Origin of the sequence: Micromonospora sp. NPDC005172, from assembly GCF_040608555.1 — a bacterium.
GTDB lineage: Bacteria > Actinomycetota > Actinomycetes > Mycobacteriales > Micromonosporaceae > Micromonospora.
Genome location: NZ_JBEXIL010000010.1, coordinates 123,513 through 137,068, shown reverse-complemented (window position 1 = coordinate 137,068; position 13,556 = coordinate 123,513). Strand labels below are relative to the sequence as shown.

Genomic DNA, 13,556 nt, shown 5'->3' with positions numbered 1-13,556 from the left:
GAGGAGGTTCGTGCACGCATGTCCAGCTCCACGTCCAGCCAGCCGCTGGTGCACCCCGCTGTCCCGACCCGTCTGCTGTGGGCGGTCCTGGCCACGGTCGCCGCGCTCGCCCTGCTGACCTACCTCGTCGCCTTCGACCAGGGGGCCGTCTCCCGCAGCGGCATGTACCTGCACGAGTTGATGCACGACGGTCGGCACCTGCTCGGTGTCCCGTGCCACTGACCGGCACCGGCACCGCACCCTCGTTCGTCACGGTCCTGCTGCGCGGCCTGCTCGCCGGCCTGGTGGCAGGCCTGCTCGCCGGAACGTTCGCCTACGTCGTCGGCGAACCGCACGTCGAGGCGGCCATCGCCATCGAGGAGGCGGCGGCTGCCACGCACGCCGAATCCCCCGTCGACGGGCACCAGCACGACGAGGACGCCCTGGTCGGCCGCAACGGCCAGCGCGGCGGCCTGTTCCTGGCCACCGGCCTGTTCGGCGCCGCGATGGGCGGCCTGCTGGCCACCGCGTACGTCCTGCTGAGCCGGCGACGCAGGGCCGTCGACGACGGGCGGGGCGGTCTGCTACTGGCCGGCGGCGCGCTGCTCGGCGTGGTGATCGTGCCGTTCCTCAAGTACCCGCCGAACCCTCCGGCCGTCGGCGACCCGTCCACCATCGACCAGCGCACGGTCACCTACCTGTTGATGGTGGTACTCGGCCTGGTCGCGGTCTGGTCGGGCTCGCTCGGCTACCGTTCGGTCGGCGAGCACTCGCCGGTGTGGCTCCGCGCCAGCGCGGCAGTCGGCGGTTTCCTGCTGGTCACCGTCGTCTCCTATGTGGTGCTGCCGTCGTTCCAGGAGGTCCCCGGTGATTTCCCCGCGACGCTGCTGTGGAGTTTCCGCCTCGCCTCCCTGGGCACCCAGGTGGTGCTGTGGACCGGGCTCGGTCTGCTCTTCGCCGCTCTGATGCACCGCCAACGCGCGGTCGCCGAGGCACGACTGGCCGGGTGAGCGCCACCAGCCTGCGGTTGGTCGCCCACGGGCACACCGTCGCCCTGCGGCAGGCCCGGTTCGGCGGGAACGACAGCCTGGACGAGGGCGGCCGGCGCGCCGCCCTCGCCCTGTCCCCCGTCGACCCGGGCCGGCGGACCGGCGACGGCCACGCCTGCCTGTCCAGTCCCGCGACGGCGGCCGTGCAGACCGCGTACGCCCTCGGCCTGACGCCCGCGGTCGAGTCGGCGCTTGCCGACTGCGACTACGGGGAGTGGGCCGGTCGGTCCCTTCAGGACATCGCCGCGACGCGGCCCGCGGCGCTGCATGAGTGGCTGACCAGCCCGGACGCGGCACCGCACGGTGGCGAGTCGGTCGCGGCGCTACGCCAGCGCGTCGGTCGGTGGCTGGACGCCCAGCGTGGCGTCGGTCGACGGGTCACGGCGGTCACTCATCCGCTCGTGGTCCGCGTCGCGCTGGTGCACGCCCTGGATCTGCCACTGGCGACGTACCGGCAGTTCGACGTCGCGCCGCTGGCGATCGTCCGGCTCACCGACCACGGCCGACGATGGCAGCTCCGGCTGAGCGCGCCCCCGTCACCCTCGGCAGGCGACAGAGCCGGTGAGCGACATACCACAGAGGTATGAATATGACTCTGAGGTATGTGCCGCACAACCGACATGCCTCGCCGGCGGCGAGGAGCGCCAGTGGTGGCCGCCGCACGAGGGGCGACCCGCGAAGCACGTGCATCTCGGGGTCGAGGCCGGGTGGACCCGGAACCGCAGTCGGGCGGGCCGTGTGTCACGGCCCGCCCCACTGCGTCGTACCCGGCCTACTTCGCGCCGGTGACCGTGAACGGTCGGGACACCGGCGTCGCCGACGTGCCGCCGGACAGCGTCACGCTGGTCACGCCCGGCCGCGCCGAATCCGGAACGCTGACTGTCGCGCCGGCGACGACGCCGTCACCGTTCGCGCGTACCGTGCCGACCCCACGGCCGTCGCCGAAGCTGACCGCGATCGCCTCGTTCGGCGCGAAGCCGGAGCCGTCGACGGTGATCGACGTGCCCCGCGGTGCGGACGCCGTCGGCAACGACAGACGCGGCTGGTAGGTCGGGCCCGTCGGCGGGGCGGTCACCTGGACGGTGGCCGTCGCCGGCGTGCTCGAGGACGCGCCGGTGGCGCTGACCGCGTACCGGCCCGGTGTCGTGTTCCCCGAGGTCGCGACGACCGCGCGGATCGTGCCCGTCGCGGACGCCGAGACCGTCACGTCGCGGATCGTGCCGGCCGCCAGGCCCACCGTCACCCGCTCGCCGGCGGCGAACCCGCTGCCGACGACCGTGACCGCGTCACCGGCAAGGACCGGCTGCGTCCCGGACACCGCGAGAGTGGTGCGCGCTCCGGCCCGCCGGACGGTCACGGTGAAGCTGGCGGTGCTGCTGGACAGCGTGTCCCACGCGGTGACGCGCACCGTGTAGGTGCCCTCCGCCGCGTAGGTGTGCCGACCGCTCAACGCGCCGTCCGCGCCGACCGTGGCGTCGTCCGGAACCGTGCCGTCGCCCCACTGGACGCGGGCGCGGTAGCCGGTCGCGCCGGGGACACCGCCGCTGACCGACCCGAGGTTCGCCGCGAGGACCTGCCCGGCGTCGACGCTCTGGCCGCTCGGGGCGGTGGTCGCCAGCGCGGCGGTCGGCGTGCCGTCGTCCGCGACGGCGAACACGTGGATCCGGCCCGCCGAGCGGGGATCGCCGGTCTGCGTCGGCAGGGTCACCGAGACCAGCGTCTTACCCGCAGGGATCTGGTACGGCGCGGTGGCGAACAGGAACGGCTGGGCGCCGTCGCGGCTCGTGCCACTGAGCCGGTACGCGGACTTCGCGACCACGATGTTGCCGTACGACGGGGTGCCGTTGGCGTTGCCGCCCAGCGTCCAGTCACTGAACTGGATCGGGATGCCGGCGGTGCTGCCGTCGCTGAACGTCGCCGTGCCGGTGGTGCTCTGGTTGCCCTGCGTGCCGGCGCCGACGAACGAGATCGTCCGGGCATCGGACGGTAGGCGCAGGTCGATCGTCGCGCCGTTGCCGGTGGCGTTGTCCGGCTGCCCGGCCGGGATCTGCGGCAGGGCGAAGCCCAGCGCCGTGCCCGGCACCTGCTGCCGCTGCCCCTGCGCCACACCGGCCGCCACGAGCGCGGCCCGCGAGTACGCCCACGACTTCGCGTCGCAGTCCGCCGCGAGGGTGCCCTCGTCGCCGACGCACACGGTGTCGAACGCCGCGGCGAGGCCGTTCGCCGGCGCGTACGCGACGTCGACGCCGACCGTCACCGAGCCCTGGCCGACGCCGTCGGTCACCGTGACGGTCGCCTGGTGGTAGCCGGGAGTGGCGTAGGTGTGCTCGCCACTGATCCGGTAGACCGCCCGGGAACTCAGGGTCAGGGTGCCCGCGGTGGCCGGTGAGCCGTCACCCCAGTCGATCGTCGCGCGGTAGTCGTCGGCGACGCCGCCGGTGACGGTGGCCAGCGCCACAGTCGCGGGTGCGCCGGAGAGCGCGTGCGCGCCGTCGGTGGCGGTCACCGTGATGTCGCCGCCGGCCAGGTCGAGGTCGCCACCGGCGAGCAGTTCGATCTCGGCGAAGGTCGGCCGCTCCGCGCCGACCGTCCTGGTCACGACGAGGCGGAACTGCGCGTACCGCCCGGGCTTGTCGATCCGGAACGGCCGGGTCTGGTTGCGCCAGGCGAACACCTCGCCCGCCCGGGAGTCGAGGGTGCTCCAGGTGAGGCCGTCGGTGGAGCCCTGCAACCGCCAGTCCGCCGGATCACCTGCGGCAGCGCCGGAGGTGAGCGTGTAGTAGGTCGGCTTCTGCCGGCCGCCGCGGGCGGTCCAGCCGATCCGCGGCGTACCCGTCGACGCGGTGAGCTGGGTGGTGGACGAGTCGTCGAACAGCGTGGACGCGTCCTGCCCGCCGCTGACGGTGGCGGTGCCGAGGCCCGGTCCGGTGACGTCCTGCAACGGCTCGGGCACGGCATCACCCTTGGTCAGTGACGGCGGCACGTCGTTGCGTCCGGCGCCCCAGGACGACGGGTTCGGTCCCATCTGGAAGTCGATCGTGCCGCCCCTGGAGAGCGCGGACACCTCGACGGAGACCCCGCGCTGCTTCTTGCCGTTGACCTTCACGCTCTGCACGTACACGTTGCGGTCGTTGTTGTTCGCGGCGTTGACCACGATGTCGCCGGTCGGTCGGTGCACGGTCATCCGGGTGAACTGCGGCGAACCGATCGCCCAGTGGGTCGACCCGGCCTGCAACGGGTAGATGCCCAGCGAGCTGAGGACGTACCAGGCCGACATCTCGCCGTTGTCCTCGTCGCCCAGGTAGCCCTGGCCGATCTCGCTGCCCACGTAGAGACGCCGCATGATCTCGCGCACGACCGCCTGCGTCCTGGCGGGAGCGCCGGCGACGTCGTACAGGTACGGGATGTGGTGCGAGGGCTGGTTGCTCATGCCGAGCTGGCCCAGTCGCACCGCGCGGGCTTCGAGCATCTCGTGGATGACGCCGCCGTAGCCGCCGGGGCGGTCGGCGTTCTCCGGCGTGGCGAAGAAGGTGTCGAGCTTGTCGCGCAACGCCTTCTGCCCGCCGTACAGGTTGATCAGGCCCTGCGGGTCCTGCTGCGCGGTGAACGCGAAGTTCCAACCGTTGGTCTCGGTGTACACGCCGCCCCAGTCCAGCGGGTCACCGGCGAGGAACGTGCCGGAGGCGTCGCGGCCCTGGAAGAGCTTCGTCCTGTCGTCGAAGAGGTGGACGTAGTTGCGCGCACGCTCCAGGAAGTACCGGGACTCCTCCGTGAGCCGGTCGCGCCGCAACTTCGGGGTGGCCGGGTCCTTGGCCAGGGCTGCGGCCATGTTGCCGATGCCGTAGTCGTTGATGTAGCCCTCCAGCGCCCACGACACGGACTCGCCCGTGGAGGTCGGGGTATAGCCGAGGAACAGCGACGTCTCGATGCCCTTGCGGCCGACCGCGCCGCGCCCGGATGCGACGGTCGCGTCCTTCACCGCCGCGTCGTACGCCGCGAGCGGGTCGGGCAGTTTCACCCCGCTGAGGTACGCCTGCGCGAGGGCCACGTTCGCGCTGGTGCCGGTCATCAGGTCGGCGTAGCCGGGCGACGACCAGCGGGCGATCCAGCCGCCGTCGCGGTAGTGCTGGACGAACCCGTCCGAGATCTTCGCGGCGACGTCCGGGTAGAGCAACGCGTACGCGGGCCACACCGTGCGGTAGGTGTCCCAGAAACCGTTGTTGACGTAGATCTGCCCGTCGACGATCTTCGCGCCGGTCCGGGTGGCGGTCGACGTGCCGGCCAGCGCGGACACCGGGCTGGCGTACTGCCAGCGGGGGGCGGCGGCGGTGCCGGTGTTCTCCGACTGGGAGTTCGGGTAGAGGTTCAGCCGGTACAGGTTCGAGTACATGGTGACCAGTTGCGTCTCGGTCGCGCCCCGCAGCTCGACCCGGCCGAGCCGGTCCTTCCAGGCGGCGGTGGCGGCGTCCCGGATCGCGTCGAAGCTGCGGCCGGTGACCTCCAGGTCGAGGTTGCGACGAGCCTGGTCGACGGAGAGGAACGAGGTCGCGATCCGCATCGTCACCTGCCGGTTCGCGGACACGTCGAAGGTCGCGGACGTCGCGGTGGCCGCCGTCGGCGCCCGGTCGAACTCGCCGGACACGAACATGCGGCTACGCCCGGCCGAGAGGCCGCTTCCGTTGTCGACCCAGCCGGTGAACGTGCTGTCCGTCCCGAGGGTGAAGGTGCCCTTGGTGAAGACGAGACTTCCGGTCGCCGGTCCGGGACCGAAGGTGAACCGCATGATGCCGGCGTGGTCGGTGGGTGCCATCTCCGCGACCAGGCCGTTCTGCAGCGCGACCCGGTAGAGGTCCGGACGTGCCGTCTCGTCCTCGTGGCGGAAGGCGAGCGCCCGGCTGGCGGGTGCTCCGGTGAGGGGGCCGTCGCCGGCCACCGGCATCACCGACATCTGGTTGCGGTCGCCCATCCACGGGCTGGGCTCGTGGGAGATCGCGAGGCCCTGCAACGTGGGCAGGTTGGCGGCGTTGTTGGCCCGGTGGTAGTCGTACTCCCAGGAATCGGAGGTCGCGTCGGTCACCGGGGTGAAGAAGTTGAACCCGTTCGGCACGGCCGTGATCGGCAGGTTGTTGCCGCGCGAGAACCCGCCCGTGGAGTTGGTGCCGCGCCGGGTGTCGACGTAGTTGGTCAGGCGGGAGCCGTCGACTGCCGTCGGCGTGCCCGTCAGCTCGATGTCGTCGAGCCATCCCTGGAACCGGGTCTCCCCGGTGGCCTGCGGATTGTCGTAGGCGAGCAGGACCCGGTCGATCGTCTTGCCGCGCGCGACGACGCCGAGGTCCGCGCTCACCGCGTTCCACTGGTCGGCGTAGAGCACCTTCGACGCGCCCTGGCCGGCCGGCGTCAGCGGGTAGCCGTGCTGGTCGACTGCCGACCGTCCACTGAGGTAGCTGCCGTCGGTGAAGCGCAGGTCGACGGACGCGTAGGTGGACGGGTACCGGGCGTCCTGACCGGTGAACTCGGGGAAGATCCGGTACGACAGGCGGGTGTGCGGTCCGACCGGGATGTCGACGTCGAACAGCCGGTTCGTCGCGTACGAGCGACCGGCGGCCTGGGCGCCACCGGAGTACCGCAGCGCGGCCAGCCCGGTGAAGCCGACGCTCGGCTTCGTCGTGTAGCCGCCGACCGGCCCGGGGCCGACGTCGGTGACCATGGGCGTCGCCGGCGGCCGGACGTCCGAGCCGTCGCTGATGTCCCAGCTGGCGAGCTGGGTGAGGGACTCGCCGGAGTTGGCGGAGATGGACAGTCGGTACCAGCCGTAGGCCGTCGTGTTGGTGACGCCGTACGTGATGGTGGCGAACCGCCTGGCGAAACGCTGCTGCGTCTGACGATCCAGGTCGACCCAGGTGCTGCCGTCGACGGACCCCTGGAGGGTGAAGTCGCGGGGGTCGCGGCCCGGCTCGTCGTCGGCCGAGGTCAGCGCGTACCGCTTGACGACCGCGGGCTTCGCCAGCTGGTACGTCACCCACGCGGCCGATTCGAACGCCAGCCACTTGGTCGACGGGTTCCCGTCGGCGAGGTTCGCCGCGATCTCGTTCGGCGGGTTCTGGGCGCTCGCGGTGACGGCCTCGACCTGACCGAGCAGGCTGCCGGGCAGGTTGGCGCTGCTCGACCCGCTCAGGTTGCCCTGCACGGGTCGACCCGAGCGGTCCACCTCGACGGTGCTCGTGGCGGGCTGCGGGTCGGCCGACTCGAACGAGGATCGGAAGGCACCCGGCGGGGCGCTGGGCGCGGCGCTGGCCAGGGGCGCGCCGACGACCAGCCCCAGGGGCAGCAGGATGGCGGTCGTCGCGGCGGCCATCCGCAGGGAGACGGTGCGCGCACGGGGGAGATACGGCATGGGGGCGGGACCTTTCGACTCGATCCGGTCGAGGACGTCGAGCGGATGGGCGAAGGGGGTGGTGGTAGTGGACGGTCAACCGGGCCTGACATCGTTGTCATCGGGCGTGCCTGACAAGCGAGGGCAGATCCGGTGGATGTTGGGCAGATGCTGCCGGGAGACCACGGCCGTGTCAATGGGTTGGTCGCGGGGAGACGCGCGCCGCAACGTCCCGGTTGGACTCGTGACCGCTCAGCGACCGTCGGCGGCCAACTCGGCCAGCATGCCCTCGCAGCTGCGCACGACGACCTCCGCCCCGCGCCGCTGGGTCAGCGGTAGCAGCGGATCCTCGGCCCGGTCCCGCCACCGCCACTGGGCGTCGGCGGCGACCTCCCACAGCCGCTGCGCGGTCGCCCCGTGCTCGACACCGAGCCGGGCGGCCAGGGAGACCCCGTCGCCGCCGACCAGACGCTGTGCCTCGGCGGCCAACTCGGCGTCGAAACCGAGACGCGCATTGCGCAACGCCACCAGCAGGCGCAACTCACGGAACTCGTGCGCGCCCGCCAGGATCTGCTCGATCGCGCCGACCAACTCGTCGCTGCCCCGGACCGGCTCGTCACGCACCAGGGACTCCACCGCCGCCAGCGCCGAGCGCGCCTTGAGCGCGTCGCGGCGATCGACGAAACAGCGGGTCATCGACTCGCGCAGCTCGGTGAGCCCACTGCGCCGGATCAGCTCGGCCGACATCGTCACCCGGGTGTCGAACCCGCCGCGTACCAGGGTCGTCGCGAGCCGGATACCGAAGAGGCCGAACCGTTCCAGCAGGCCCGCGCGCACCTCGGGGTCGAGGCGTACCGGAAGCTCGCCACGGACGAAGCGGTCCGCGGAGAGCAGGTGGGCCTCCATCTCGGCGCGGGGCACCCCGGCCAGCGTCGCGAGGGCGACGAAGTCGGACTCGCTGAGCAACCGGCCCGCGAGGCCGATAGCCCCGCTGCACGCCACCACGTTGACGGCCAGCGCGCCCACCCGGGGATCACGGTGGTGCCGGCGGGCCAACTGACGGGCGGTGAGCAACCCGTCGACCCGGCCACCGCCGACCTCGTCCGCCCGGGACAACACCATGATCACATTCACCGGGGCGGCCTGCGCGACGGCGCTGTCCCGACCGGACTCCACCACCCGCAGATCGCTGTCGCGGCCGTCACGGGTCAGGAACAACACCGCGTCCGCGTCGGCCAGGACGCGATCCAGCACCGGCGTGTGCCCCTGGTCGTCGACCGCCGTGAGCGCCGGGGTGTCGATCAGCGTCACCTGCCGCAACGCCCGTGTCGGCCACCGCACCACGATGTCGCGTACCTCCCCGGCCCGCCAACCGAGGTCGACCCGCATACCGGTCGCCGACTTGACCACCGTCAACTCCTGCGGAGGCTGCCCCACCAGGTAGGCGGTGGCCGCCGGCGACGCGCCGTCCTCGTACCAGGTGAACGCGCCGTCGGCACCCTCGACCGGTGCGACCTCCTCCCCCATCAGCGCGTTGAGCACCGTCGACTTGCCCGCCCGCCACGGGCCGGCGACAGCGATCCGCAGGGGCTGCTCGAACCGCGCGATCTGGTGTCGCAACCGTCCGACGGCCCGCGCGTCGTGCTGGTAGACGTCCAACGCCTGGTGCAACAACCCCCAGGCCGCCTCGTCCAACCGCACCCCGACCGTCATGCCCCGGGCTCCAGCAGCACCGGCCTCGACCGGGTGGCGGTCAGTTGCTGGGACTGCTCGTAGAGCGCGGCGAGGCGGGTCATCTTCGACCGGATCTCCCGCTGTCGCTGCTCGCGCAGGGCGACGTCGGTGTCGGCCTCCTGCTTCGCGCTGCGGAACGACTGAACGATGGCCTCCTGCAACTCCTCGGTCAGGGCCGTGAAGTGATCGCGCAGCATCCGTTGCACCTGTCGGGTGGTGTCCCGGCACTCCCGGACCATCCGGACGAAGAACTCGTCGACATGCCGCTGGATGGCGGTCTTCACGGTCGCCTGCCGGCGGCGCAGCATCTGCTTGCCCTCGTCGCGGATGCTCTTGCCGCCGAACAGGGCGCCGATCCCGACCGAGACCGGGTTGATCATCGGCATCCCGGCCAGGGTGGTCGCGAGCCCGAACATCAGCATGCCGCCGTACGAGCCCTTCATGCCGGTGAACAGCTTCTGGCCGGTCGTGAACCGGTCGACCCTCGGCCGTTCCAGATCCGGCAGCCGGTCACCGAGATCCTCCGGCATCGTCATCGACCAGGGCGGCAGCACGTCGTAGCCGTACCTGTCGAAGTGGGCGGCCACCCTGCGGGCGATCCAGTCGCAGCGCTGGACCAGCCACTCGCGGTTGGCTTCCGCGGCCTCGACGAGACTGCGCGCCAACCACTCGTCGAAGGTGTCCCAGGCGACGAGGGGGTCGGCCGTGTCGAACGCCTCGTCCACCGCACGCAGAATCTGGCGGGTCCGGTCACGCAGGTCGTACTCGATGTCGGAGAGCAGGTCGGCGATCTCGTCGGTGAGGGTGTTCTGCCAGCGGGTCGAGCAGCGACGCAGCTCGTCGACCTCCCGCTGGGCCGCGTGCAGCCGTGAGATCGGCCCGGACTGCTCCTCGGCCTCCTGCGTCGCCAACTCGGCGCGCAGCGGCGCGGCCAGTTGCTCCACCACCGTACGCGCCACCGCCTGCACCGACGCCCGCGCCAGGTGGTCGGCCTTGCCGGCCAGATCCCGTTGCAGGCGGGCGATCAGTACGGGGAAGCCGGACTCGGCGTTGAGGCCACGGTCGTCGGCCGCCGCCGCACGCAGCCGCAGCGTCGCCGACACCGGGACCAGCGGCGCCGCCACGCCCGCGTCGGCGAGGTGTTGCCGGTTGCGCTCGGCCACCGTCCGCCAGTCCGCCACCAGGTCGGTCTTGCTCTGCACCACCACCACGTTCGGTTGCAAGCGCATGACGTGCAGCAGCATGTTCAGCTCGGCCACCGAGAGTTCCCGGGTGGAGTCCGAGACCAGCAGAACGGCGTCCGCGCGAGCCGAGGCGGCGACCTCCGCGGCGGCGCCGAGCGCGGAGACCTGGTCGGTGCCGGGAGTGTCCACCAGCACCAGTCCGGCGGCGAGCAGCGCGCGGGGCAGGCCAACCTCGACGTACGCCGGACCGCCGCCCGGCCGACGCCCGACGGTGCCGGACACCCCGGCCGCGACCTCATCGAGCGCCAAGGGTGTGCGCTCGGCGAGCGTCGCCGGCGCCCCGGCGGGTCGTCCGGCCGGCGGTGGCGGCGCCTGGACGATTGTCGCGCTGGCGGCTTCGGCGTGCTGCACCACTGTCGGCAGGACGGTCGTCCGGCCGTCACCGACCGGACAGGCCGGCGCGTTGATGATCGCGTTGATGAGCTGACTCTTGCCCTGGTTCGGCTCACCGACGACCAGGACACGCAGCCTCGGGTCCAGCAGTTGGGCACGCTTCTGCCGAACCGTCTGGAGCAGGTCGCCGCGACCGTGTGTTGTGCACGTCCGGGCGATCTCGTCCAGTACGTCCAGCCAGATCCCCGCCATCACCGCACCAAGTGTGCGGATTTCGGCTCAATTAGCAAGAGGAGCCGGTAGGGAAACCCGCAAGGGCCGGGCCGCATGACGCGACCCGGCCCCCCGCTTCCGACGGAAACTACCGTCAGAGCAGACCGCCGGTGATGCCCAGCAACCCGTGGTCCGACGAGGCGGGCCCCCCGTCGTGCAGGTCGCCGGTCACACCGTCGGTGAGCCCACCGGTCACGTCACCGACCGTGCCGGTGACACCGGGCAGAACACTGTCCACGTGGTGCGTGACACCGCCCACAACGGACGGAACGTCCACCGGCGGGACCACACCGCCGACAGCGCCGTGACCGAGGCCCAGGCCGCCCAGGGTGTCGTGGACACCGAGGGAGCCCACGATGCCGTCGACCTGACCGTGCACGCCGGAGAGGACCCCGCCGGTCACGTCGCCGCCGAGCAGGTCGCCGCCGAGCACCGGGTCGGTGACGCCGAGCACACTGGTCGGGTCGCCGACGGTGCCGGTCACGCCGCCCAGCACCGGGTCGGCGATGCCGTCGACCGGCTGCACCACGTCCGCGTCGAGCGTGTGCGCCACGTCGGCAACCCCGGTCAGGTTCGTGTCGAGGCCACTCGGACCGATGCCCAGGCCGACACCCGGAAGCACGGTCACGCCGGCGGCGACGGTCGACGGGTCGACGGCGATGGCGCCGAGCACACCGGCCTTGACGTCCACACCGGTGGGCGTGCTGGTGATGCTGATCTGCTGCGCCACGCTCTGCAGCTGACCGACCACGTCGGTGGCGTCGGTCACCAGCGGGTCGAAGCCGAACTGCCCGACCACCGGGGCGAGCGGCGCGAGGCCCGCGCCCGGCGCGTAGTCGACCACCAGCGGCACGACGTCCTGCACGTCGGCGGCGGTGATGTCGCTGAGCCCCGCGGCGTGCAGCGCGCCCTCCGGGTAGAGGTCGAAGGCCGACCGTGCATCGGGGTTGGTCAGCATTTCGAGCACGAAGTCGTGGAGGGTCTGTTGCGAGTTCATGTGCCGGTTCTCCTCGGATTGGCGTCGGCGACCGTCGTTCGTCGAGGGAAACGCTATTGCGGGGGCCGGCCCCGGACATCGGGGCTCCGCCCGCAATCGATCACGCCCCGTTAGGGGCCTGCGCCCGCTCCACCGTTAGGGGGACTGGGGGAAACCGTCCCGGTCAGATTAGGGTGCCGACCACGCAGTGATCTCTGGTACGAACGTAGGGGCCCGCGGGTTTCGCCGGGGGTGGGTCGCCGGGCAACGCCGACGCCATCGCCATCAGCCGGCCAGTCGCGGAAAGAGAAGAGACGGATGCCGTACGTCCTGGGGATAGACATCGGAAGCACCAACACCGCCGCCGCCGTCGCACGGCGGGACGGCCGGGCCTGGACGCGTCCGGAGGCTGTCCCGCTGAACGCCGGCTCGCCGCTCGTACCGTCGGTGCTGCACCTGGCCGAGGACGGGGCGCTGCACATCGGCGCTCCCGCCACCGACGACGGCAGCCGTACCACCAGGGATTTCGTCCGCCGGATCGGCGACGACGTGCCCCTGCTGCTGGGCGGTGAGGCGTGCGCGCCGCAGACGCTCACGGCGGAGTTGGCGGCCTGGGTGGTGGAGCAGGTGCACGCGGCGGAGGGCGGCCCGGCCGAGGCGGTCGTGCTGAGTCACCCGGCCGGCTGGCGGCCGTACCGGCGGGAGCTGCTGCGCCGGGCGCTCGCCGACCTCGGGTTGCGCGCCGTCACGCTGCTACCCCGAACGGTCACGGTTGCGGAGAGTCACGCGGCGCGCGGATTCGCGGGCACCACGGCGGCCGTCTACGCGTTGGGCGGCGCCAGTTTCGAGGCGGCCCTCGTGCGGCGCACCGCCCGCGGCACCTACGAGAGCTTCGGCACACCGCAGGGTCTCGACCCGGTCGGCGGCGCCGACTTCGACGAACTGCTGGCCAGCCACGTCCGCACCGTGCTGTCGCGGGAGCTGGCCGCCATCGGCCGTCGGGACCACCACGCCGCCCTGCGTGACCTGCCGGTCGAGTGTGACCGGGTCAAGCGGGCGCTGACCGTCGAGCCAGCCGCCGACGTGGTGCTGAACATGCCGACCGGTCCGGCGCGGATACCGGTGACCCGCGCGCAGTTCGAGGCCATGATCCGCCCGACGGTGCAGGCCACCGTGGAGCTGCTGCTGCGTAGCGTGCACGGCGCCGGCCTGGCCCCGACGCAGCTCGACGGCGTCCTGCTGGCCGGTGGCTCGACCCGCATCCCGCTGGTCACCGAGCTGATCGGCACGGCGCTCGGTGTGCCGGTCGAGGTGGAGCCGGACGCGCAACTGACCGCCGCCACCGGCGCCGCGAGCGCCGCCTGCCAGGTGGTGTCGCCCCGACCTCGACCCCAGTGCCCGGCCCCGGTCCGCGATCCGGCGCCGGTCGGCGGCGGCGTACGAACGGCCCTCCCGGCCCTGCGCCGGCCCCGCAACCACGCCACCGATCCGGGTGACCCGCCACCCCGACCGCCGGTCCGGATACTGCCCCTCGACCTGCCGAAGGCGTCCCGCCTGGCACTGACGCTCAGCCGGGGACGCGAAGGATGACCGCA

The 13,556-nt window shown here is 72.3% G+C and carries 8 protein-coding genes; 4 read left to right on the top strand and 4 right to left on the bottom strand.

Features of this window, described 5'->3' with window-relative positions:
• Positions 1–18 precede the first annotated feature (18 nt).
• Genes ABZV06_RS09690 through ABZV06_RS09680 form a run of 3 tightly spaced genes read left to right on the top strand, consistent with a single transcriptional unit; the run spans position 19 to position 1,615 of the window.
• Positions 19–222 carry a CbtB domain-containing protein gene (locus ABZV06_RS09690; RefSeq protein ID WP_355241032.1) on the top strand — a complete coding sequence of 68 codons (204 nt, stop codon included), beginning with the start codon at positions 19–21 and terminating at the stop codon, positions 220–222.
• Entirely contained in the window at positions 213–989 is a 777-nt protein-coding gene (locus ABZV06_RS09685; protein ID WP_355241029.1) for a CbtA family protein, read from the top strand. The genes ABZV06_RS09690 and ABZV06_RS09685 overlap by 10 nt, the downstream gene beginning before the upstream one ends.
• Positions 986–1,615, top strand: coding sequence for a histidine phosphatase family protein (locus ABZV06_RS09680; RefSeq protein ID WP_355620151.1), 630 nt, complete (start codon positions 986–988; stop codon positions 1,613–1,615). The genes ABZV06_RS09685 and ABZV06_RS09680 overlap by 4 nt, the downstream gene beginning before the upstream one ends.
• Positions 1,616–1,800: 185 nt before the next feature.
• Here ABZV06_RS09680 and ABZV06_RS09675 read toward each other — a convergent pair whose 3' ends face one another.
• The 4 genes from ABZV06_RS09675 to ABZV06_RS09660 form a co-directional block, all read right to left on the bottom strand.
• Positions 1,801–7,422 (bottom strand): GH92 family glycosyl hydrolase, encoded by a 5,622-nt coding sequence (locus tag ABZV06_RS09675; RefSeq protein WP_355620148.1) that lies wholly within the window; start codon positions 7,420–7,422, stop codon positions 1,801–1,803.
• 231 nt (positions 7,423–7,653) lie between these two features.
• Positions 7,654–9,114 carry a hypothetical protein gene (locus ABZV06_RS09670; RefSeq protein WP_355620145.1) on the bottom strand — a complete coding sequence of 487 codons (1,461 nt, stop codon included), beginning with the start codon at positions 9,112–9,114 and terminating at the stop codon, positions 7,654–7,656.
• Positions 9,111–10,964 carry a dynamin family protein gene (locus ABZV06_RS09665; RefSeq protein ID WP_355620187.1) on the bottom strand — a complete coding sequence of 618 codons (1,854 nt, stop codon included), beginning with the start codon at positions 10,962–10,964 and terminating at the stop codon, positions 9,111–9,113. Before ABZV06_RS09665 ends, ABZV06_RS09670 begins: the two co-directional genes overlap by 4 nt.
• A 115-nt stretch (positions 10,965–11,079) precedes the next feature.
• Positions 11,080–11,982 (bottom strand): IniB N-terminal domain-containing protein, encoded by a 903-nt coding sequence (locus ABZV06_RS09660; RefSeq protein ID WP_355620142.1) that lies wholly within the window; start codon positions 11,980–11,982, stop codon positions 11,080–11,082.
• 297 nt (positions 11,983–12,279) lie between these two features.
• Here ABZV06_RS09660 and ABZV06_RS09655 point away from each other — a divergent pair, with 297 nt between their 5' ends.
• Complete coding sequence (locus ABZV06_RS09655) at positions 12,280–13,551, top strand: Hsp70 family protein (RefSeq protein ID WP_355620139.1); 1,272 nt, start codon at positions 12,280–12,282, stop codon at positions 13,549–13,551.
• Positions 13,552–13,556: the final 5 nt, after the last annotated feature.